Source organism: Streptomyces litmocidini (genome assembly GCF_014649755.1).
GTDB lineage: Bacteria > Actinomycetota > Actinomycetes > Streptomycetales > Streptomycetaceae > Streptomyces > Streptomyces litmocidini.
Genome location: NZ_BMTQ01000001.1, coordinates 184211 through 205737, shown reverse-complemented (window position 1 = coordinate 205737; position 21527 = coordinate 184211). Strand labels below are relative to the sequence as shown.

The window sequence follows — 21527 nt, the reverse complement described above, 5'->3', positions numbered from 1 at the left end:
GGACCCATGACCCACAAGGGCACCCACCAGTGGCGCGGCATCATCGAGGAGTACCGGGACCGCCTTCCGGTCACGGACATGACGCCGGTCGTCACGCTCCGTGAGGGCGGCACGCCGCTCGTCCCCGCTCAGGTCCTCTCCGAGCGCACGGGCTGCGAGGTGCACCTCAAGGTCGAGGGCGCCAACCCCACCGGCTCCTTCAAGGACCGGGGCATGACCATGGCCATCACCCGGGCCAAGGAGGAGGGCGCCAAGGCGGTCATCTGCGCCTCCACCGGCAACACCTCCGCCTCGGCGGCGGCCTACGCGGTCCGCGCCGGCATGGTCTCGGCCGTCCTCGTGCCGCAGGGCAAGATCGCGCTCGGCAAGATGGGCCAGGCCCTCGTCCACGGCGCGAAGATCCTCCAGGTCGACGGCAACTTCGACGACTGCCTGACCCTGGCCCGCAGCCTCTCCGAGAACTACCCGGTGGCGCTGGTCAATTCGGTCAACCCGGTCCGCATCGAGGGCCAGAAGACCGCCGCCTTCGAGATCGTGGACATGCTGGGCGACGCCCCCGACATCCACGTCCTGCCGGTCGGCAACGCGGGCAACATCACGGCGTACTGGAAGGGGTACACCGAGTACTCCCGCCCGTCTCAGGCCGCCACCCTCGCCGGAGACGCTTCGCACCGCACCCTCCCTCCCCTGTCCACCCACCGTCCGCGCATGTGGGGCTTCCAGGCCTCCGGCTCCGCCCCGCTCGTGCGCGGCGAGGTCGTCAAGGACCCGTCGACGATCGCCACCGCGATCCGCATCGGCAACCCGGCCTCGTGGGACTACGCGATCGCCGCGCGCGACGAGTCCGGCGGCTTCATCGACGAGGTGACGGACCGTGAGATCCTGCAGGCCTACCGCCTGTTGGCCGCTCAGGAGGGCGTCTTCGTCGAGCCCGCCTCGGCCGCCTCGGTCGCCGGTCTGCTGAAGGCCGCCGCGCAGGGCAAGGTCGACCCCGGCCAGCGGATCGTCTGCACGGTCACCGGCAACGGCCTCAAGGACCCCGACTGGGCCGTCGCCGGCGCGCCGCAGCCGGTCACCGTCCCGGTCGACGCCGCGGCCGCCGCCGAGCGTCTCGGCCTGGCCTGAAAACAGCCCGGCCCCACCGGTTCCTGATCGGGTGAAACCCGATCAGGAACCTACATAGGCGCACAGGACGGCTCGCGACACGCATCGTGCGCCTCCTGTGCGCCCTATGTCGCCACAGAACCTTCCTTCGATAGGCTGTACCGAACCCGCCCCGACGCATATGCGCGGTGTCGTTGCCGTTGTCGCCCCCGCGGCCGAAACGGCCCCCGGGTCCCCGAGTACTTCTCTTGAATACCCGTTGTCTGAAACACCGTTTTCGCGATCAAGGAGAGTCAACGAGCGATGGCCGGTCCAGCGTTCCGCGCCGCCGCCGTACGGGTGCGCGTCCCCGCCACCAGCGCCAACCTCGGCCCGGGCTTCGACGCCTTCGGCCTGTCGCTGGGGCTCTACGACGACGTCGTCGTCCGGGTCGCCGACTCCGGGCTGCACGTCGACATCGCCGGCGAGGGCGCCGAGACGCTCCCGCGCGACGAGAGCCACCTGCTCGTACGCTCCCTGCGCACGGCCTTCGACCTGCTCGGCGGACAGCCGCGCGGCCTCGAGGTCGTCTGCGCCAACCGCATCCCGCACGGCCGCGGCCTCGGCTCCTCCTCCGCCGCCATCTGCGCCGGCATCGTCGCCGCCCGCGCCGTGACCATAGGCGGGGACGCCAAGCTCGACGAGGCCGCCCTCCTGGAGCTGGCCACCGAGATCGAGGGCCACCCCGACAACGTCGCCGCCTGTCTGCTCGGCGGATTCACGCTCGCCTGGACCGAGTCCGGTGCCGCGCGGGCGATCAGGATGGACCCCTCGGACTCCATCGTTCCGGTGGTTTTCGTCCCCGGAAAGCCCGTACTGACCGAGACCGCCCGCGGACTCCTGCCGCGCACCGTCCCGCACGTGGACGCCGCCGCCAACGCCGGACGCGCCGCCCTCCTCGTCGAGGCCCTGACCCGCCGCCCCGAGCTGCTGCTCGCGGCCACCGAGGACCGGCTGCACCAGGAGTACCGGGCCCCCGCGATGCCGGAGAGCATCGCCCTCGTGAACCGGCTGCGCGCGGACGGGGTCCCCGCGGTCATCTCCGGCGCGGGCCCCACGGTCCTCGCGCTGGCCGAACACGGGACGGCCGACAAGGTCGCCCGCCTCGCGGGCGAGGGCTGGGCCGCGAACCGGCTCGACCTCGACGCGTCCGGAGCGAGCGTCCTGCCGCTGGCGCCCTAGGCGTGTGGCGGCCGGGGCGCCGGGCAGCGCCTCGGACAGGAGATTGCCGGTGAGGGAGAGGGGGAATGTTTGTTGGAGCCGGTAGTGTTAACCTCAAGTCTGCACCCGACCTCTTTGTGGAGCGGTGCGGAGTGTCCCCATCAGGGACCACCCTTCTTCCGGGAGCCTCCCCAACTGCCTGAGCAGCCTGCCTGAGCAGTTTCGAGCACGCTCCGGAACCGGCACGACACCCCTCGCTCTTCTGCAGTGAGGGCCGAGCAGGGGGCGCTCGGGCCGGACCCACAGCACGTTTTCTCTCCGCCGTACCCGGCGGGACCACCGCCCCGGACACGGTCCACGAACCAGGACCCTGCCGGACAGCACAACCGGTCGCCGAGCCAGATGGCCGACGTCCGCTCCAGGGAAGGACCCTTCGTGAGCGACACCACCGATCTGATGGGCGTGACTGCCGACAACAGTGTCGACACCGCCGCGCCCGCCGCAGGTGCCACCGGCACCGCACGGCGCCGCCGCTCCGGCACCGGCCTCGAGGGCATGGTCCTGGCCGAGCTGCAGCAGGTCGCGTCCGGCCTCGGCATCAGGGGCACCGCGCGGATGCGCAAGAGCCAGCTGATCGAGGTCATCAAGGAGGCGCAGGCCGGAGGCTCCGCCCCCGCCAAGGCCGCCGACGCCGCCGAGAGCAAGCCGAAGCGCCGCGCCACCTCCAAGGCCCGCACGGGCGAGGCCGCCGAGGCCGCCGCGCCCCAGGCGGAGAAGGCCGAGAAGGCCGTCGCCCAGCAGCAGATCGACATCCCGGGCCAGCCCGCGGCCGATGACGCCCCGGCCGGCGAGCGCCGTCGCCGTCGCGCCACCGCCCCCGCCGGTTCCCCGGAGGGCGAGACCAAGGCCGAGGCCGTCCAGGCCGTCAAGACCGAGGCCCGCACCGAGACCCGCGAGGTCAAGGCCGAGCCGCAGGCCGACGCCAAGGCCGAGGCCGTCGTCGACGGCGCCGAGGGCCGCGGCCGTCGCGACCGCGGCGAGCGGGGCGACCGCGGGGAGCGCGGCGACCGCCGTGACCGCCGTGACCGCCAGCGCGACCGCAAGGGCGACGAGCAGCAGGGCGGTGGCCAGGGAGGCCAGCGCCAGCGCCAGGGCGGCCAGGGCCAGGGCCAGGGCGGCCAGGGCCAGCAGGGTGGCCAGCAGGCCGGCCCGCAGGACGACTACGACGACGAGGCGGGCGGCCGCCGCGGCCGTCGCGGTCGCTACCGCGACCGTCGTGGCCGTCGTGGCCGTGACGACTTCCAGGCCGGCGAGCCGCAGGTCGCCGACGACGACGTCCTGATCCCCGTCGCGGGCATCCTGGACATCCTCGACAACTACGCGTTCATCCGGACCTCCGGCTACCTGCCCGGCCCGAACGACGTGTACGTCTCCCTCGCCCAGGTCCGCAAGAACGGCCTGCGCAAGGGCGACCACGTCACCGGCGCCGTGCGTCAGCCGAAGGAGGGCGAGCGCCGCGAGAAGTTCAACGCGCTGGTCCGCCTGGACTCCGCGAACGGCATGGCCGCCGACTCCGGCCGCGGCCGCCCGGAGTTCAACAAGCTGACCCCGCTCTACCCGCAGGACCGGCTCCGTCTGGAGACCGACCCGGGCGTGCTGACCACGCGGATCATCGACCTCGTGTCGCCGATCGGCAAGGGGCAGCGCGGTCTGATCGTGGCCCCGCCGAAGACCGGCAAGACCATGATCATGCAGGCGATCGCCAACGCGATCACGCACAACAACCCCGAGTGCCACCTGATGGTCGTCCTGGTCGACGAGCGTCCGGAAGAGGTCACCGACATGCAGCGGTCGGTCAAGGGCGAGGTCATCTCCTCGACCTTCGACCGTCCGGCCGAGGACCACACCACCGTCGCCGAGCTGGCGATCGAGCGCGCCAAGCGCCTCGTGGAGCTGGGTCACGACGTGGTCGTCCTGCTCGACTCGATCACCCGCCTGGGCCGCGCGTACAACCTCGCGGCGCCCGCCTCCGGCCGCATCCTGTCCGGTGGTGTCGACTCGACCGCGCTCTACCCGCCGAAGCGCTTCTTCGGTGCCGCGCGCAACATCGAGGACGGCGGCTCGCTGACCATCCTGGCCACCGCGCTGGTCGACACCGGCTCGCGCATGGACGAGGTGATCTTCGAGGAGTTCAAGGGCACCGGCAACATGGAGCTCAAGCTCGACCGGAAGCTCGCCGACAAGCGCATCTTCCCGGCCGTCGACGTCGACGCCTCGGGCACGCGCAAGGAGGAGATCCTCCTCGGCAGCGACGAGCTCGCCGTCACCTGGAAGCTGCGTCGCGTGCTCCACGCGCTCGACCAGCAGCAGGCGATCGAGCTGCTGCTCGACAAGCTCAAGCAGACGAAGTCGAACGGCGAGTTCCTGCTCCAGATCCAGAAGACCACCCCTGGAGCCGGCAACAACGACTGACGCGAGAGCCGCGTCACACGACGAGAACCGGGCTTCGATCCCGTAACCCCGTCGTGACCTGCGTGAACCACTGCGCCCACCGTGTCCGCACGGTGGGCGCAGTGCCGTTTCCGGCCGGAGTCCGCTCAAACCCCACAGGCCCGCATGCAACCCTTTCGGGTGCCTGGCCGTCACAGAAGGTGAATCCTAGGGCTGAGGGAAGACGATGACCGAGCAGAGCAAGAGCGGGCGCGCACGGGGCGCGGGCAGCGGCCGCCGTCGCAAGCGGCCCGCCGGACGGCGCAAGGCACCGTTCCTGATATCGGGGGCCGCCGCCGTCCTCGTCCTGGGCGGCGCCGGACTCGGCTACGTGTACCTCAAGCTCGACGGCAACCTCCAGGGCGTCGACATCAACGCCCAGCTCGGCGACAAGCGCCCCGGGAACGTCGACAACGGCTCCCTCGACATCCTCGTCCTCGGCTCCGACTCCCGCTCCGGCGACAACCGCGAGTACGGCAAGGACGAGGGCGGCGCCCGCTCCGACACCGCGATGGTCGTGCACGTCTACGAGGGCCACAAGAAGGCGAGCGTCGTCTCCATACCCCGCGACACCCTCATCACCCGGCCCTCCTGCACCGACGGACGGGGGACCGCCGTCCCCGGCGAGCGACGGGCCATGTTCAACACCGCGTACGAGGTCGGCGGCCCCGCCTGCGCCGTCAAGACCGTCGAGTCGATGTCCGGCATCCGCATGGACCACTACATCGAGGTCGACTTCACCGGCTTCAAGGAGCTCATCGACGAGCTCGGCGGCGTCGAGATCACCACCACGCGGCCCATCAAGGACTCCAAGAGCCACCTCGACCTCGCCCCGGGCACGCACACCCTCGACGGCGAGCAGTCCCTCGGCCTCGTCCGCACCCGCAAGAGCGTCGGCGACGGCAGCGACCTCGGCCGCATCCAGCTCCAGCAGGCCTTCATGAAGGCCTTCATCGGCCAGGTCAGGAGCGTCGGCGTCCTCACCAGCCCGGCCAAGCTGTACGGCCTCGCCGACGCCGCCACCAAGGCCGTCACGCCCGACTCCGAACTCGACTCGGTCCAGAAGCTGATGGGCTTCGCCAAGGGCCTCTCCGGCATCGGCGCGGGGAACGTCCACATGGTCACCCTGCCCGTCGAGTACGACCCCAGGGACCCCAACCGCGTCGTCCCCCTCGAAGCCCAGTCCCGGCAGGTCTGGAAGGCGCTCGAGAAGGACCTGCCGATCCCCGCGTCGGCCACGAGGGACACCGCCACCGGTGAGGCCGACGGCGTCGTGAGGTGACCGGGGAAGAAGCCGGGAAGAGGCCGGGACGAGCCCGGGAATACCTCCGGACCCACCCCCGTTTTGGGAGATGCGGCCGGTCCTGGCAGACTGGTACGTCGGCCCCGGTTCACGCTGTCCGCAACCCGCGGCGGCGACCCGGAGCCCTCCCGAAACTAGGAGACACCTTGAAGCGCGAGATCCACCCCGAGTACGTCGAGACCCAGGTCAGCTGCACCTGCGGCGCGTCGTTCACCACCCGTAGCACCCTGACCGACGGCACCATCCGTGCCGAGGTCTGCTCCGAGTGCCACCCGTTCTACACGGGCAAGCAGAAGATCCTCGACACCGGTGGCCGCGTGGCCCGCTTCGAGGCCCGCTTCGGCAAGGCCGGCTCCGCCAAGTAGCGAGCCCCTGCGCCGGTCCTCGGTCGCCCCGCGCGGGCGGCCGGGACCGGCGCTTTGCCGTCCCGTAGCAACTGACGAAAACCCCAGGAGCCCCCGATGTTCGAGGCGGTCGAGGAACTGATCGGCGAGCACGCCGATCTCGAGACGAAGCTCGCGGACCCGTCGGTCCACGCCGATCAGGCGAACGCGCGCAAGCTCAACAAGCGCTACGCCGAGCTGACCCCGATCGTCGCCACCTACCGCTCCTGGAAGCAGACCGGTGACGACATCGAGACCGCTCGCGAGCTGATGCACGACGACCCGGACTTCGCGGCCGAGGTCAAGGAGCTGGAGAAGCAGCGCGAGGAGCTCACCGACAAGCTCCGCCTCCTCCTCGTCCCGCGCGACCCGAGCGACGACAAGGACGTCATCCTGGAGATCAAGGCGGGTGCCGGCGGCGACGAGTCCGCGCTCTTCGCCGGCGACCTCCTCCGGATGTACCTGCGGTACGCCGAGCGCGTCGGCTGGAAGACCGAGATCATCGACGCCACCGAGTCCGAGCTCGGCGGCTACAAGGACGTCCAGGTCGCCGTGAAGACCAAGGGCGGCAACGGCGCCACCGAGCCCGGCCAGGGCGTCTGGGCGCGCCTCAAGTACGAGGGCGGGGTGCACCGAGTCCAGCGCGTGCCCGCCACCGAGTCCGCCGGCCGCATCCACACCTCCGCCGCCGGCGTGCTCGTCACGCCCGAGGCCGAGGAGGTCGACGTCGAGATCCACGCCAACGACCTGCGCATCGACGTCTACCGCTCGTCCGGCCCCGGCGGCCAGTCGGTCAACACCACCGACTCCGCCGTCCGCATCACCCACCTGCCGACCGGCATCGTCGCCTCCTGCCAGAACGAGAAGAGCCAGCTCCAGAACAAGGAGCAGGCCATGCGCATCCTGCGCTCCCGGCTGCTCGCCGCCGCCCAGGAGAAGGCCGAGGCCGAGGCCGCCGACGCCCGCCGCAGCCAGGTCCGCACCGTCGACCGCTCCGAGAAGATCCGTACGTACAACTTCCCGGAGAACCGGATCTCCGACCACCGCGTCGGCTTCAAGGCGTACAACCTGGACCAGGTCCTCGACGGCGACCTGGACGCCATGATCCAGGCGTGCGTCGACGCCGACTCGGCGGCGAAGCTCGCCGCAGCGTAAGGCCCCCCTCAAGCCAGCCCCACCCCCGCACCACGGAGGACCAGCGTGAACCTGCTGCTTGCCGAGGTGGCCCAGGCCACCCAGCGGCTGGCCGACGCCGGCGTTCCCTCACCGCGTTTCGACGCCGAGGAGCTCGCCGCGTTCGTGCACGGCGTCAAGCGGGGGGAGCTGCACAACGTCAAGGACGCGGACTTCGACGCCCGCTACTGGGAGGCCGTCGCCCGCCGCGAGGCCCGCGAGCCGCTCCAGCACATCACCGGGCGGGCGTTCTTCCGCTACCTGGAGCTCCAGGTGGGGCCCGGCGTCTTCGTGCCCCGCCCGGAGACCGAGTCGGTCGTCGGCTGGGCCATAGACGCCGTACGCGCCATGGACGTCGTCGAACCGCTCATCGTCGACCTGTGCACCGGCTCCGGGGCCATCGCCCTCGCCATGGCCCAGGAGGTGCCGCGCTCGCGCGTCCACGCCGTCGAGCTCTCCGACGACGCCCTCGTGTGGACCCGCAAGAACGCCCGGGGCTCCCGCGTCACCGTCCACCAGGGCGACGCGCTCACCGCGCTCCCCGAGCTGGACGGCCAGGTCGACCTGGTCATCTCCAACCCGCCGTACATCCCGCTCACCGAGTGGGAGTACGTGGCGCCCGAGGCCCGCGACCACGACCCGGAGATGGCCCTCTTCTCCGGCGAGGACGGCCTCGACACCATCCGCGGCATCGAGCGCACCGCCCACCGGCTGCTGCGCCCCGGCGGCCTCGTCGTCATCGAGCACGCCGACACCCAGGGCGGGCAGGTGCCGTGGATCTTCAACGAGGAGGCCGGCTGGGCCGACGCGGCCGACCACCCGGACCTCAACAACCGGCCGCGGTTCGCGACCGCCCGCAAGGCGATGCCATGAGCAAGCACGACGTGTACGAGGAGGACGGGAACTGATGGCACGGCGATACGACTGCAACGAGGCGACCGACCGCGTGACCGGCCTGCGCGAGGCCGCGTCCGCCGTCCGCCGGGGCGAGCTCGTCGTGCTGCCCACCGACACCGTGTACGGGATCGGGGCGGACGCCTTCAGCAGCGAGGCCGTCGGCGATCTGCTCGCCGCCAAGGGCCGGGGCCGCAACACGCCCACGCCCGTGCTCATCGGCTCCCCGAACACCCTCCACGGCCTGGTCACCGACTTCTCCGAACAGGCCTGGGAACTCGTCGACGCCTTCTGGCCCGGCGCGCTCACCCTCGTCGCCCGGCACCAGCCGTCCCTCCAGTGGGACCTGGGGGACAGCCGGGGGACCGTCGCCATCCGGATGCCGCTGCACCCCGTCGCGATCGAACTGCTCACCGAGGTGGGCCCGATGGCCGTCACCTCGGCCAACCTCACCGGCCACCCGGCGCCGGAGGACTGCGACGCGGCCCAGCAGATGCTCGGCGACTCCGTCTCCGTCTACCTCGACGGCGGTCCCACGCCCGGAATCGTTCCTTCTTCCATCGTCGACGTCACGGGCAAGGTGCCGGTGCTGCTGCGCGAGGGCTCCCTCTCCCCGGAGGAGCTCCGGAAGGTCGTACCCGACCTCGAGGTGGCCAGTTGACCCCCCCTGAGGGGCGTGGCATAGCGGGGCACGAAGACAGCGACACCTTCCGCATCCTCCACGTCAGCACCGGCAACGTCTGCCGCTCGCCGATCACCGAGCGGCTGACCCGCCACGCCCTGAGCGACCGCCTCGGCGACCCCCTCGGCGGCGGCCTGATCGTGGAGAGCGCGGGCACCTGGGGCCACGAGGGCGCCCCCATGGAGGCCAACGCGGAACTGGTCCTCGCCGACTTCGGCGCGGACTACAGCGGCTTCGTGGGCCGTGAGCTCCTCGACGAGCACGTCATCCGCGCCGACCTGGTCCTGACCGCGACCCGCGACCACCGGGCGCAGGTCATCTCGATGGGCCATTCGGCGGGCCTGCGCACCTTCACCCTGAAGGAGTTCACCCGCCTGGTCCGCGCGATCGACCCGGCCACCCTCCCGGACCCCCGCGACGAGGGCGTGGTGGAACGCGCACGGGCCCTGGTCCGCGCGGCCGCGGCTCTCCGCGGGTGGCTCCTGGCCCCCTCGGTGGACGCCGACGAGGTCAACGACCCGTACGGCGCACCGATCACCTTCTTCCGCTCGATCGGCGACGAGATCAACCAGGCGCTGGACCCGGTGGTGACGGCCCTGACGGGCGTCTCGGCCAGGCGCTGACGGGGTTCGCGGGCGCCTCGGCCAAGCGCTGAGGGGGTTCGCGGGCGTCTCGACCCGACGCCGAGGGCGTCCACGGACGCTCCGGTCCGGCGCCGACGGCCCCGGCCACCTCCGGCGGTCGGAGGCCGCCGCAGCGCGCCGGAGCCGGGGAGGCCCTCCGGGGGCCGAGCGGTGCGAGGGGCGCGTCGGGAGGAGTCGACAGGCGGGGCGGGGTGCGGCTGCCTACATTGGTGCTGACATCCCTCCACGTCCGGAGCCAGCCATGTCCGTCACCGCACCCCCCGATGAGGAGCTCGACGTCCTGCGCCGACAGGACCCCGAGGTCGCCGATGTGCTGCTCGGCGAGGTGCGGCGGCAGGCCGACAGTCTGCAGCTGATCGCGGCCGAGAACTTCACCTCGCCCGCCGTCCTCGCCGCCCTCGGCTCCCCGCTCGCCAACAAGTACGCCGAGGGCTACCCCGGCGCCCGGCACCACGGCGGCTGCGAGTACGCCGACGCGGTCGAGCGGATCGCCGTCGAGCGGGTCACCGCGCTCTTCGGAGCGGACCACGCGAACGTGCAGTCCCACTCCGGCTCCTCGGCCGTTCTGGCGGCGTACGCGGCCCTTCTCAGGCCCGGTGACACGGTCCTGGCCATGGGCCTCGGCCACGGCGGGCACCTCACGCACGGGTCGCCCGCCAATTTCTCCGGGCGGTGGTTCGACTTCGTGCCCTACGGCGTCGACGCCGAGACCGGGCTCGTCGACTACGAGCAGGTCGCCGCGCTCGCCCGCCACCACCGGCCCAAGGCGATCGTCTGCGGGTCGATCTCCTATCCCCGTCACCTCGACTACGCGGTCTTCCGCGAGATCGCCGACGAGGTGGGGGCGTACCTGATCGCCGACGCCGCCCACCCCATCGGCCTGGTCGCCGGGGGAGCGGCCCCCAGCCCCGTCCCGTACGCCGACGTGGTCTGCGCGACCACCCACAAGGTGCTGCGCGGGCCGCGCGGCGGAATGCTCCTGTGCGGCGAGGAACTGGCGGGCCCGGTCGACCGGGCGGTGTTCCCGTTCACGCAGGGCGGCGCCCAGATGCACACGATCGCGGCCAAGGCGGTGGCCTTCGGCGAGGCGTCCGCCCCGGCGTTCACGGCGTACGCCCATCAGGTGGTCGAACACGCGAAGGTCCTCGCGGCCGCCCTCGCCGCCGAGGGCTTCGCGGTGACCACCGGCGGGACGGACACGCATCTCATCACCGCCGATCCCGCGCCGCTCGGGGTCGACGGCCGCACCGCCCGCGCACGGCTCGCCGCCGCCGGCATGGTGCTCGACACCTGCGCCCTGCCGCACGGGGAGGGCCGGGGCATCCGGCTCGGCACCGCGGCCGTCACCACGCAGGGGATGGGCACCCCGGAGATGGCGAGGATCGCCGCACTGTTCACCGTCGCGTTGCGGGACGACGCCGGGGAAACGGCCCGGGTACGCGCGGAGGTACGGGAGCTGACCTCCCGATTTCCCCCGTACGGGCACTGATGGGGGACCGGGCGCAACCGTTCGGGGGGCCCCGGTGTCTCCAACCACATGGACGGCACGGCTAGGGTGTGGGGCTGAGATGGCCAGCTATTCCTGTGGGGCAGCCCGTGCGTGATTACCTGCTGACGCTCTGTGTCACGGCGGCGGTGACCTATCTGCTCACCGGTCCGGTGCGGAAGTTCGCCATCGCGACCGGGGCGATGCCGGAGATCCGCGCCCGTGACGTGCACCGAGAACCGACTCCGCGGCTCGGTGGCATCGCCATGTTCTTCGGGCTGTGCGCGGGACTGCTCGTCGCCGACCACCTGCAGAACCTGAGCAGCGTCTTCGAGCAGTCCAACGAGCCCCGCGCGCTGCTCTCCGGCGCCGCCCTGATCTGGCTGATCGGCGTCCTCGACGACAAGTTCGAGCTGGACGCCCTGATCAAGCTGGGCGCGCAGATGATCTCGGCGGGCGTGATGGTCGCGCAGGGCCTGACGATCCTGTGGCTGCCGATCCCCGGTGTCGGCACGGTCGCCCTCACCCCCTGGCAGGGCACGCTCCTCACGGTCGCCCTGGTGGTCCTCACCATCAACGCCGTGAACTTCGTCGACGGCCTCGACGGCCTCGCCGCCGGCATGGTCTGCATCGCCGCCGCGGCCTTCTTCCTGTACGCGTACCGCCTCTGGTACGGCTACACGATCGAGGCGGCCGCCCCCGCGACCCTCTTCGCCGCCATCCTCATGGGCATGTGCCTGGGCTTCCTGCCGCACAACATGCACCCGGCGCGCATCTTCATGGGCGACTCGGGCTCGATGCTGATCGGCCTGATCCTGGCGGCCTCCGCCATCTCGATCACCGGACAGGTCGACCCCGACGTGCTGCGCCTCTTCGAGGGTTCGACCCGTGAGGCCACCCACGCCGCCCTGCCGGTCTTCATCCCGCTGGTGCTGCCGCTGACGATCATCGCGATCCCGATGGCCGACCTGGTCCTCGCGATCGTGCGCCGCACGTGGAAGGGGCAGTCGCCGTTCGCGGCCGACCGCGGCCACCTGCACCACCGGCTCCTGGAGATCGGGCACTCGCACAGCCGCGCGGTGCTGATCATGTACTTCTGGTCGGCGCTCATCGCCTTCGGCACGCTGGCCTACTCGGTCCACTCGACCTCGATGTGGATCGTCCTCGGCGTCGTCGCGCTCAGCGCGATCGGCCTGGTGCTGCTCCTGCTGCCGCGCTTCACGCCGCGCGCCCCGCGCTGGGCCCAGTCCGTGGTGCCGCCCCGCTACCGGCGCCGCAAGCCGGCCGCCGTGACGGCGGAGTCCCTCGACGACGCCGGCTCCGAGTCCGCCGAGTCCGCCGAGTCCGCCGAATCCGTCGAGGAGGAGCGGGAGCCCGTGCCCGCGGGGGTCAACGGGGCGACCGCCATCGGTCACCGTTCGCGCTTCACCGACAGGAGTAAGGCCGGGGCGCGAGGTTGACGAAAGCCCCATCCGGGGCCAATAGCAGACAAGGTGCCTCGCTGTCGCGCACACACGCGCGGGGTAACTCTCATGTGTGACCGTTGGCACACCGTATGGGTAAAGACCTATTCAAATAGTTTGTGATACGGTTCACGAGACCCGGCGACAGTGCCGAAAGACCGTAGTGCGACGGTCTGTTGGCCCCGAGACCCACCTCGGACCGGGCTTACGCTCGTCCATGACGACACCATCGCCCCCTCCAGAGCAAGCGGAGACACCGCCATGCCGTCGAACGACGCACGCATCCTTCTGCACACCGCCGTACCCTCCGCAGCCGTCGGCGCGATCGCCACGGTCGTCAGCGGGGTGGTCGCCGGTGGCAAGGGTGCGATCGGTGCCGTCGTCGGCACCCTGGTGGTCATCCTCTTCATGGGGATCGGGCAGCTGGTTCTCCAGCGGACGGCGAAGTCGCTTCCGCACCTCTTCCAGGCCATGGGGCTCATGCTCTACACGGCCCAGCTGCTGGTGCTCTTCATCTTCCTGGCCTTGCTGAAGAACACGACCCTGTTCGACTTCAAGGCCTTCGCCTTCACGCTGCTCGCGACGACCGTGGTGTGGGTCGCCGCACAGGCCCGGGCCTACATGAAGGCCAAGATCACGTACATCGACCCCGGAAACACGGGGTCCAGGTCGTGAAGGGTAGGGCCGGGATAAAGCCGAGTTCGGCTTCCTGCTATCGTCCGGTGCCAACTGCGGCACTGCGGACGCGGGCATCCGAAACGGCGCCTGTCCCAGCGAGAGGCTCGATGCCGAACCGCCGCCCCCTTATCCGTAAGACCAGTCCAGTGCCGACCCGCGGCTGCGCGCCGCGCCGACACAACGAGGTTGCCGTACCTATGCGCCACGCTGAAGGAGCCCGCGGTGAGTGCTGACCAGACGCTTGCCTTCGACCCGGATTGCCACATCTTCTCTGGATGTGGCTTCCCGGCGCCGGGCCTGCACACGTTCATGTACGAGCCCATCGCCACGGTGGCCGGCATCGACATCACGAAGCCGATGCTGCTCGCTCTGCTGGGCTCCATCGTGGTCGTCGGGTTCTTCTGGGCCGCCTTCAACAAGCCCAAGCTGATCCCCGGCAAGATGCAGATGGTCGGCGAGGCCGGATACGACTTCGTGCGCCGCGGCATCGTCTACGAGATCATCGGCAAGAAGGACGGCGAGAAGTACGTCCCCTTCATGGTGTCGCTGTTCTTCTTCGTCTGGATCATGAACCTCTGGTCGATCGTTCCGCTCGCCCAGTTCCCGGTCACCTCGCTGATCGCCTTCCCGGCCGGTCTCGCGCTGATCGTGTACTTCATGTGGATCTCGCTCACCTTCAAGAAGCACGGCTTCGTGGGTGGCTGGAAGAACATCGTCGGCTACGACAAGTCCCTCGGTGCCATCCTCCCGATGGTCGTCGTCCTCGAGTTCTTCTCGAACCTGCTGATCCGGCCCTTCACGCACGCGGTGCGACTGTTCGCGAACATGTTCGCCGGCCACCTGCTGATCGTGATGTTCTCGCTGGCCACCTGGTACCTCATGAACGGCCTCGGCTTCGTCTACGCCGGCGCCTCGTTCGTGATGGTCCTCGTGATGACCGCCTTCGAGCTCTTCATCCAGGCCGTCCAGGCGTACGTCTTCGTCCTCCTGGCCTGCAGCTACGTCCAGGGCGCGCTCTCCGAGCACCACTGAGCCTCCCCGGCACCGTAGCTCCACCCCCGAAACCATCAGTCGTCCGGTGGCCAACCCCCACCGGGTCATTGAAAGAGAAGGAAGTAACGGCATGTCCGCTGCTCTCGACATGGTCAACCTCGCCGCCGGCGCCAAGGAGAACGTCGTCGGCAACGTCGCGTCGATCGGTTACGGCCTCGCCGCGATCGGCCCCGGCGTCGGCGTCGGCATCATCTTCGGTAACGGTACGCAGGCGCTCGCCCGTCAGCCCGAGGCCGCCGGTCTCATCCGTACCAACCAGATCATGGGCTTCGCCTTCTGTGAGGCGCTCGCCCTCATCGGCATCGTCATGGGCTTCGTCTACCAGTAAGCCGGACCGACTGCCCGATTCTTTTTACGGAAGGCACTGATGTGAACGCTCTGCTTCTTGCGCAGGGTGAAGAGGCGCAGCCTCCTCTCATCCCGCATCTCGACGAGCTCGTCATCGGCCTGATCGCCTTCGTCATCGTCTTCGGCTTCCTCGCCAAGAAGCTCCTCCCGAACATCAACAAGGTTCTGGACGAGCGCCGCGAGGCCATCGAGGGTGGCATCGAGAAGGCCGAGTCGGCCCAGATCGAGGCTCAGAGTGTGCTGGAGCAGTACAAGGCCCAGCTCGCCGAGGCTCGCCACGAGGCCGCGCGTCTTCGCCAGGAGGCCACGGAGCAGGGCACCGCGATCATCCAGGAGATGAAGGCGGAAGGCCAGCGCCAGCGCGAGGAGATCATCGCGGCCGGCCACGCGCAGATCGAGGCCGACCGCAAGGCCGCGTCCGCGTCGCTGCGTCAGGACGTGGGCAAGCTCGCGACCGACCTGGCCGGCAAGCTGGTCGGCGAGTCCCTCGAGGACGCCGCCCGCCAGAGCCGCACCATCGACCGCTTCCTCGACGAGCTCGAGGAGAAGGCCGAGGCTGTCCGATGAACGGAGCGAGCCGCGAGGCACTGTCCGCCGCCCGTGAGTCCCTCGACGCGCTGACCGACAACACGCCGGTCGACGCGAAGAAGCTCGCGGACGAGCTGGCCGCCGTCACCGTGCTGCTCGACCGCGAGGTGTCGCTGCGTCGGGTCCTGACCGACCCCGCCCAGTCGGGTGAGGCCAAGGCCGAGCTCGCGCAGCGACTCCTGCGCGGACAGGTGGGCGGCGAGACCGTCGACCTGGTGTCCGGCATGGTGCGTTCCCGCTGGTCGCGCTCGCGCGACCTGGTCGACGCGACCGAGGAGCTGGCGAACACCGCCGACCTCACCGCGGCGCAGAAGGCGGGCGCCCTCGACGACGTCGAGGACGAGCTGTTCCGGTTCGGCCGGATCGTGTCCTCCAGCACCGAGCTGCGCTCGGCGCTGACGGACAAGGCCGCCACGGCCACGGCGAAGGGCACGCTGCTGCGCAGCCTGCTCGGCGGCAAGGCCCACGCGACCACCGAGCGCCTGGTCGTCCGTCTGGTGACCCAGCCCCGGGGACGTAGCCTGGAAGCGGGACTCGAGTCCCTGTCCAAGCTCGCCGCGGCGCGCCGGGACCGGATGGTCGCCGTCGTCACCTCGGCGGTGCCGCTGTCGGACCGGCAGAAGCAGCGCCTCGGTGCCGCACTGGCGAAGCTGTACGGCCGCGAGATGCACCTGAACCTGGACGTGGACCCCGCGGTCCTCGGCGGGATCACGGTGCGCGTCGGTGACGAGATCATCGACGGCTCCATCGCGGAGCGCCTCGGCGAGGCGACCCGTCGACTGGCCGGCTGACGGCAGCGACCACAGCAGCACAAGGCAGTACAGCAACACAGCATCACCAGCGGCCCGGTTGGGCCGTGCAGAGATTGCAGAAGATTCCTGGGGGTCGGCCCCCAGACCCCTTAAGAAACTTCGGGCCCAACAAGGAGAGCAGGGAACCCAGATGGCGGAGCTCACGATCCGGCCGGAGGAGATCCGGGACGCACTGGAGAACTTCGTCCAGTCGTACCAGCCGGACGCGGCCTCGCGCGAGGAGGTCGGCACGGTCAGCCTGGCCGGTGACGGTATCGCGAAGGTCGAGGGTCTTCCCTCGGCCATGGCGAACGAGCTGCTGAAGTTCGAGGACGGCACCCTCGGTCTCGCCCTCAACCTCGAGGAGCGCGAGATCGGTGCCATCGTCCTCGGCGAGTTCAGCGGCATCGAGGAGGGTCAGTCGGTGCAGCGCACCGGCGAGGTCCTCTCCGTAGGTGTCGGTGAGGGCTACCTGGGTCGCGTCGTCGACCCGCTCGGTAACCCGATCGACGGTCTCGGCGAGATCGCGACCGAGGGCCGCCGCGCCCTCGAGCTGCAGGCCCCGGGCGTTATGGCCCGTAAGTCGGTGCACGAGCCGATGGAGACCGGCTACAAGGCCGTCGACGCCATGACGCCGGTCGGCCGTGGTCAGCGTCAGCTGATCATCGGTGACCGTCAGACCGGCAAGACCGCGCTCTGTGTCGACACCATCATCAACCAGCGCGACAACTGGCGCTCGGGCGACGTGAACAAGCAGGTCCGCTGCATCTACGTCGCCGTCGGCCAGAAGGGCTCGACCATCGCGTCCGTTCGCGGCGCCCTGGAAGAGGCCGGCGCGCTCGAGTACACGACGATCGTCGCCGCCCCGGCGTCCGACCCGGCCGGCTTCAAGTACCTGGCGCCGTACACCGGCTCCGCCATCGGCCAGCACTGGATGTACCAGGGCAAGCACGTCCTGATCGTCTTCGACGACCTGTCGAAGCAGGCCGACGCCTACCGCGCCGTGTCGCTGCTGCTGCGCCGCCCGCCGGGCCGTGAGGCCTACCCGGGTGACGTCTTCTACCTGCACTCCCGTCTCCTCGAGCGCTGCGCGAAGCTCTCGGACGAGCTGGGTGCCGGTTCGATGACCGGTCTGCCGATCGTCGAGACGAAGGCCAACGACGTCTCCGCGTTCATCCCGACCAACGTCATCTCCATCACCGACGGCCAGTGCTTCCTGGAGTCCGACCTGTTCAACGCCGGCCAGCGCCCGGCCCTGAACGTCGGTATCTCGGTCTCCCGAGTCGGTGGCTCCGCCCAGCACAAGGCGATGAAGCAGATCTCCGGTCGCCTCCGTGTCGACCTGGCCCAGTTCCGCGAGCTCGAGGCGTTCGCCGCCTTCGGTTCCGACCTGGACGCCGCGTCGAAGGCGCAGCTGGAGCGCGGTCAGCGCATGGTCGAGCTGCTCAAGCAGGCTCAGTACCAGCCGATGCCGACCGAGAACCAGGTCGTCTCCGTCTGGGCCGGCACCACCGGCAAGATGGACGACGTCCCGGTCGCCGACATCCGTCGCTTCGAGGCCGAGATGCTGGCGTACCTGCGCCAGAACCACTCGGGCCTCATGACCTCCATCCGCGAGGGCGGCAAGATGTCGGACGACACGCTGCAGTCCGTCGGCGACGCCATCGCGGAGTTCAAGAAGCAGTTCGAGACCTCTGACGGCAAGCTGCTCGGCGCTGACGCTCCCGCCGTCAACGTCTCGAAGTGACGACGGAAGGGACCTGACTCATGGGAGCGCAGCTCCGGGTCTACAAGCGTCGCATCAAATCCGTCACCGCGACGAAGAAGATCACCAAGGCGATGGAGATGATCGCCGCCTCGCGTGTCGTCAAGGCGCAGCGCAAGGTGCAGGCGTCGACTCCGTACGCGACCGAGCTCACGCGCGCGGTCACGGCGGTGGCCACGGGTGCGAACGACAAGCACCCGCTGACCACCGAGGCGGAGAACCCGAGCCGTGCCGCGGTCCTGCTCCTCTCGAGCGACCGCGGTCTGGCCGGTGCCTTCAACTCCAATGCCATCAAGGCGGCGGAGCAGCTCATCGCGAAGCTGGAGGGCGAGGGCCGGGCGGTCGACATCTACGTCGTCGGTCGCCGTGGCGTCGCGCACTTCAACTTCCGTGAGCGGAGGCTGAGCGACACGTGGACCGGCTTCACGGACGAGCCCACGTACGCGGACGCCAAGAAGATCGCGGCACCGCTGATCGAGGCCATCGAGAAGGAGACGGCCGAGGGTGGTGTGGACGAGCTCCACATCGTCTACACCGAGTTCGTCTCGATGATGACCCAGACGGCGGTCGAGGCCCGGCTGCTGCCCCTCAGCCTCGACGAGGTGGCGAAGGAGGCCGGCGAGCCGGACACCCTCCGTCCGCTGTACGACTTCGAGCCGTCGGCGGAGGACGTCCTCGACGCCCTTCTGCCGCGCTACGTCGAGAGCCGGATCTACAACGCGCTGCTCCAGTCGGCTGCCTCCAAGCACGCCGCCACCCGCCGCGCGATGAAGTCGGCCACCGACAACGCGGGAGACTTGATCAACAATCTCTCCCGACTTGCCAACGCGGCCCGCCAGGCCGAAATCACCCAGGAAATCAGCGAGATCGTCGGTGGCACCGCAGCCCTGGCCGACGCGACCGCGGGGAGTGACAAGTAATGACGACCACTGTTGAGACGGCCGCCGCCACGGGCCGCGTCGCCCGGGTCATCGGCCCGGTCGTCGACGTGGAGTTCCCCGTCGACGCGATGCCGGAGATCTACAACGCCCTGCACGTCGAGGTCGCCGACCCGGCCGAGGAGGGCAAGCTCAAGACGCTGACCCTCGAGGTCGCGCAGCACCTCGGTGACGGCATCGTCCGCACCATCTCGATGCAGCCCACCGACGGTCTGGTCCGCCAGGCCCCCGTGGTCGACACCGGCGACGGCATCACGGTGCCCGTCGGCGACGTCACCAAGGGCCGCGTGTTCAACACGCTGGGCCAGATCCTGAACGAGCCCGAGGCCGAGTCCGAGGTCACCGAGCGGTGGTCCATCCACCGCAAGGCCCCGGCGTTCGCGGACCTCGAGTCGAAGACCGAGATGTTCGAGACCGGCCTGAAGGTCGTCGACCTTCTCACCCCGTACGTCAAGGGTGGAAAGATCGGTCTGTTCGGTGGCGCCGGTGTCGGCAAGACCGTTCTCATCCAGGAAATGATCATGCGTGTGGCCAAGCTGCACGAGGGCGTTTCCGTCTTCGCCGGCGTCGGCGAGCGCACCCGTGAGGGCAACGACCTCATCGCGGAGATGGAAGAGTCCGGCGTTCTGGACAAGACCGCCCTGGTCTTCGGCCAGATGGACGAGCCCCCGGGCACCCGTCTCCGTGTGGCCCTCGCCGGTCTGACCATGGCGGAGTACTTCCGCGATGTGCAGAAGCAGGACGTGCTGTTCTTCATCGACAACATCTTCCGCTTCACCCAGGCCGGTTCCGAGGTGTCGACCCTGCTCGGCCGCATGCCCTCCGCGGTGGGCTACCAGCCGAACCTGGCCGACGAGATGGGTCTCCTCCAGGAGCGCATCACCTCGACCCGTGGTCACTCGATCACCTCGATGCAGGCGATCTACGTCCCCGCCGACGACCTCACCGACCCGGCGCCGGCGACCACCTTCGCCCACCTCGACGCGACGACGGTTCTCTCCCGTCCGATCTCCGAGAAGGGCATCTACCCGGCCGTGGACCCGCTGGACTCCACGTCCCGGATCCTGGACCCCCGCTACATCGCGCAGGACCACTACGACACCGCCTCGCGGGTCAAGGGCATCCTGCAGAAGTACAAGGACCTCCAGGACATCATCGCGATCCTCGGTATCGACGAGCTGAGCGAGGAGGACAAGCTCGTCGTCCACCGCGCCCGCCGTGTCGAGCGCTTCCTGTCCCAGAACACCCACGCGGCGAAGCAGTTCACCGGCGTGGACGGTTCGGACGTTCCGCTCGACGAGTCGATCGCCGCGTTCAACGCGATCTGCGACGGTGAGTTCGACCACTTCCCGGAGCAGGCGTTCTTCATGTGCGGTGGTCTTGAGGACCTCAAGAACAACGCCAAGGAGCTCGGCGTCTCCTGAGCCCCGTGCTCGCCCGAGGGGGACGGGATCCGTCCCGTCCCCCTCTCCACGCCCCCTAGAATTGACCCCAACACCCGGCACGACCGCCGGGTGGTGACCCGAGGAGCCACCCTTGGCTGCTGAGCTGCACGTCGAGCTGGTCGCCGCGGACCGGAGTGTCTGGTCCGGCGAGGCCACCCTGGTCATCGCGCGTACCACCTCCGGCGACATCGGCGTCATGCCCGGCCACCAGCCGCTGCTCGGTGTGCTGGAGTCGGGCCCGGTGACCATCCGTACGAGCGAGGGCGGGACGATCGTCGCCGCCGTCCACGGCGGATTCATCTCGTTCGCCGACGACAAGCTGTCTCTGCTCGCGGAGGTCTGCGAGCTGGCGGACGAGATCGACGCCCGGCGCGCCGAGCGCGCGCTGGAGCGTGCGAAGACGGACTCCGACGCCGCCGCCGAGCGGCGCGCCGAGGTCCGGCTGCGCGCGGTAGCGGTCCGCTGACGGTCCGCGCCGAGCAGGAGTGCCCTCAGCCGCGGCACGGTCCGGAATACTCCGGAGCGTGTCGCGGCTGAGGCGATGCAGATGCAGGTCGTATTCGGTTCTGCCGGCGGTGCCGGCTACGGGACGCAGCGAGGAGGTCGGTGAAGATGTTCCTCGCTCTGCTCGTGTGCGGCCTGGTCGTCGCACTGGTGGTGATCGGGCTCTTCGTCTTCGGCTTGCGCCGCAGACTGATCCAGCGCGCCGGCGGCACCTTCGACTGTTCGCTGCGCTGGGACGTCCCCGACGAGCCGGATCCGACCGGCAAGGGCTGGGTGTACGGCGTCGCCCGCTACAGCGGTGACGAGATCTCCTGGTTCCGTGTCTTCTCCTACTCGCCCCGCCCGCGCCGGGTCCTGGAGCGCTCCTCCATCGTGGCCCTGGAGCGCCGGATGCCGGAGGGCGAGGAGGAGCTCGCGCTGCTCTCCGACGCCGTGATCCAGCCCTGCATGTACGAGGGCGTCCGCCTGGAGCTCGCGATGAGCGAGGACGCCCGGACGGGCTTCATGGCCTGGCTGGAGGCGGCGCCTCCCGGGCAGAGGGTGAACGTCGCGTGAGACGTGAAGGAGCGGGGGGCGGCGTGCTGCGCCGTCCCCC

Annotated in this window: 21 protein-coding genes; all 21 read left to right on the top strand. The window is 70.0% G+C overall.

Annotated features, from left to right (window positions below):
• The first annotated feature begins 6 nt into the window (after positions 1–6).
• The 21 genes from thrC to IE180_RS00770 all read left to right on the top strand — a co-directional run bounded on the left by thrC (position 7) and on the right by IE180_RS00770 (position 21487).
• Positions 7–1125, top strand: coding sequence for a threonine synthase (gene thrC / locus IE180_RS00870; protein ID WP_190154784.1), 1119 nt, complete (start codon positions 7–9; stop codon positions 1123–1125).
• 282 nt (positions 1126–1407) lie between these two features.
• The gene (gene thrB / locus IE180_RS00865; RefSeq protein WP_150502986.1) at positions 1408–2325 is read left to right on the top strand and encodes a homoserine kinase; all 918 of its coding nucleotides are present in this window, start codon (positions 1408–1410) and stop codon (positions 2323–2325) included.
• Positions 2326–2739: 414 nt separating this feature from the next.
• Positions 2740–4776 (top strand): transcription termination factor Rho, encoded by a 2037-nt coding sequence (rho, locus tag IE180_RS00860; RefSeq protein ID WP_190154783.1) that lies wholly within the window; start codon positions 2740–2742, stop codon positions 4774–4776.
• Positions 4777–4981: 205 nt separating this feature from the next.
• On the top strand, positions 4982–6076 hold the full coding sequence (locus tag IE180_RS00855) for an LCP family protein (RefSeq protein WP_190154782.1): 1095 nt from the start codon (positions 4982–4984) through the stop codon (positions 6074–6076).
• Positions 6077–6243: 167 nt separating this feature from the next.
• Positions 6244–6462 carry a 50S ribosomal protein L31 gene (rpmE, locus tag IE180_RS00850; RefSeq protein ID WP_055599288.1) on the top strand — a complete coding sequence of 73 codons (219 nt, stop codon included), beginning with the start codon at positions 6244–6246 and terminating at the stop codon, positions 6460–6462.
• 96 nt (positions 6463–6558) lie between these two features.
• A complete protein-coding gene (gene prfA, locus IE180_RS00845) occupies positions 6559–7635 on the top strand; it encodes a peptide chain release factor 1 (RefSeq protein ID WP_190154781.1) in 1077 nt (358 codons plus the stop codon).
• A 45-nt stretch (positions 7636–7680) separates the two neighbouring features.
• A complete protein-coding gene (prmC, locus tag IE180_RS00840; RefSeq protein WP_190154780.1) occupies positions 7681–8526 on the top strand; it encodes a peptide chain release factor N(5)-glutamine methyltransferase in 846 nt (281 codons plus the stop codon).
• Between the two features lie 34 nt (positions 8527–8560).
• Positions 8561–9208: an L-threonylcarbamoyladenylate synthase gene (locus IE180_RS00835; protein WP_190154779.1), complete on the top strand. Its 648-nt coding sequence runs from the start codon at positions 8561–8563 to the stop codon at positions 9206–9208.
• Positions 9205–9852 carry an arsenate reductase/protein-tyrosine-phosphatase family protein gene (locus IE180_RS00830; protein ID WP_190154778.1) on the top strand — a complete coding sequence of 216 codons (648 nt, stop codon included), beginning with the start codon at positions 9205–9207 and terminating at the stop codon, positions 9850–9852. Before IE180_RS00835 ends, IE180_RS00830 begins: the two co-directional genes overlap by 4 nt.
• Before the next feature lie 262 nt (positions 9853–10114).
• Positions 10115–11362 (top strand): serine hydroxymethyltransferase, encoded by a 1248-nt coding sequence (gene glyA, locus IE180_RS00825; protein WP_190154777.1) that lies wholly within the window; start codon positions 10115–10117, stop codon positions 11360–11362.
• Positions 11363–11469: 107 nt separating this feature from the next.
• Positions 11470–12819: an MraY family glycosyltransferase gene (locus IE180_RS00820; RefSeq protein ID WP_190154776.1), complete on the top strand. Its 1350-nt coding sequence runs from the start codon at positions 11470–11472 to the stop codon at positions 12817–12819.
• Between the two features lie 264 nt (positions 12820–13083).
• A complete protein-coding gene (locus IE180_RS00815) occupies positions 13084–13497 on the top strand; it encodes a Cg1360 family ATP-synthase-associated protein (protein ID WP_190154775.1) in 414 nt (137 codons plus the stop codon).
• 225 nt (positions 13498–13722) lie between these two features.
• Complete coding sequence (gene atpB, locus IE180_RS00810) at positions 13723–14532, top strand: F0F1 ATP synthase subunit A (RefSeq protein ID WP_190154774.1); 810 nt, start codon at positions 13723–13725, stop codon at positions 14530–14532.
• Between the two features lie 91 nt (positions 14533–14623).
• On the top strand, positions 14624–14881 hold the full coding sequence (atpE, locus tag IE180_RS00805; protein ID WP_093874070.1) for an ATP synthase F0 subunit C: 258 nt from the start codon (positions 14624–14626) through the stop codon (positions 14879–14881).
• A gap of 41 nt (positions 14882–14922) precedes the next feature.
• Entirely contained in the window at positions 14923–15468 is a 546-nt protein-coding gene (locus IE180_RS00800; protein ID WP_190154773.1) for a F0F1 ATP synthase subunit B, read from the top strand.
• On the top strand, positions 15465–16280 hold the full coding sequence (locus IE180_RS00795; protein WP_190154772.1) for a F0F1 ATP synthase subunit delta: 816 nt from the start codon (positions 15465–15467) through the stop codon (positions 16278–16280). Before IE180_RS00800 ends, IE180_RS00795 begins: the two co-directional genes overlap by 4 nt.
• A 151-nt stretch (positions 16281–16431) precedes the next feature.
• Positions 16432–18027, top strand: coding sequence for a F0F1 ATP synthase subunit alpha (atpA, locus tag IE180_RS00790; protein ID WP_093874068.1), 1596 nt, complete (start codon positions 16432–16434; stop codon positions 18025–18027).
• A gap of 20 nt (positions 18028–18047) precedes the next feature.
• Complete coding sequence (locus tag IE180_RS00785; RefSeq protein ID WP_190154771.1) at positions 18048–18965, top strand: F0F1 ATP synthase subunit gamma; 918 nt, start codon at positions 18048–18050, stop codon at positions 18963–18965.
• Positions 18965–20407: a F0F1 ATP synthase subunit beta gene (atpD, locus tag IE180_RS00780; RefSeq protein ID WP_190154770.1), complete on the top strand. Its 1443-nt coding sequence runs from the start codon at positions 18965–18967 to the stop codon at positions 20405–20407. Before IE180_RS00785 ends, atpD begins: the two co-directional genes overlap by 1 nt.
• Before the next feature lie 112 nt (positions 20408–20519).
• Positions 20520–20894 (top strand): F0F1 ATP synthase subunit epsilon, encoded by a 375-nt coding sequence (locus IE180_RS00775; protein ID WP_190154769.1) that lies wholly within the window; start codon positions 20520–20522, stop codon positions 20892–20894.
• 146 nt (positions 20895–21040) lie between these two features.
• Positions 21041–21487 (top strand): DUF2550 domain-containing protein, encoded by a 447-nt coding sequence (locus tag IE180_RS00770; RefSeq protein ID WP_190154768.1) that lies wholly within the window; start codon positions 21041–21043, stop codon positions 21485–21487.
• Positions 21488–21527: the final 40 nt, after the last annotated feature.

Coding starts and splice junctions, on each gene's coding strand:
- thrC (WP_190154784.1), top strand. CDS start 7: ATGACCCACAAGGGCACCCACCAGTGGCGCGGCATCATCGAGGAGTAC.
- thrB (WP_150502986.1), top strand. CDS start 1,408: ATGGCCGGTCCAGCGTTCCGCGCCGCCGCCGTACGGGTGCGCGTCCCC.
- IE180_RS00855 (WP_190154782.1), top strand. CDS start 4,982: ATGACCGAGCAGAGCAAGAGCGGGCGCGCACGGGGCGCGGGCAGCGGC.
- prfA (WP_190154781.1), top strand. CDS start 6,559: ATGTTCGAGGCGGTCGAGGAACTGATCGGCGAGCACGCCGATCTCGAG.
- IE180_RS00835 (WP_190154779.1), top strand. CDS start 8,561: ATGGCACGGCGATACGACTGCAACGAGGCGACCGACCGCGTGACCGGC.
- glyA (WP_190154777.1), top strand. CDS start 10,115: ATGTCCGTCACCGCACCCCCCGATGAGGAGCTCGACGTCCTGCGCCGA.
- IE180_RS00815 (WP_190154775.1), top strand. CDS start 13,084: ATGCCGTCGAACGACGCACGCATCCTTCTGCACACCGCCGTACCCTCC.
- atpE (WP_093874070.1), top strand. CDS start 14,624: ATGTCCGCTGCTCTCGACATGGTCAACCTCGCCGCCGGCGCCAAGGAG.
- IE180_RS00795 (WP_190154772.1), top strand. CDS start 15,465: ATGAACGGAGCGAGCCGCGAGGCACTGTCCGCCGCCCGTGAGTCCCTC.
- atpA (WP_093874068.1), top strand. CDS start 16,432: ATGGCGGAGCTCACGATCCGGCCGGAGGAGATCCGGGACGCACTGGAG.
- IE180_RS00785 (WP_190154771.1), top strand. CDS start 18,048: ATGGGAGCGCAGCTCCGGGTCTACAAGCGTCGCATCAAATCCGTCACC.
- atpD (WP_190154770.1), top strand. CDS start 18,965: ATGACGACCACTGTTGAGACGGCCGCCGCCACGGGCCGCGTCGCCCGG.
- IE180_RS00770 (WP_190154768.1), top strand. CDS start 21,041: ATGTTCCTCGCTCTGCTCGTGTGCGGCCTGGTCGTCGCACTGGTGGTG.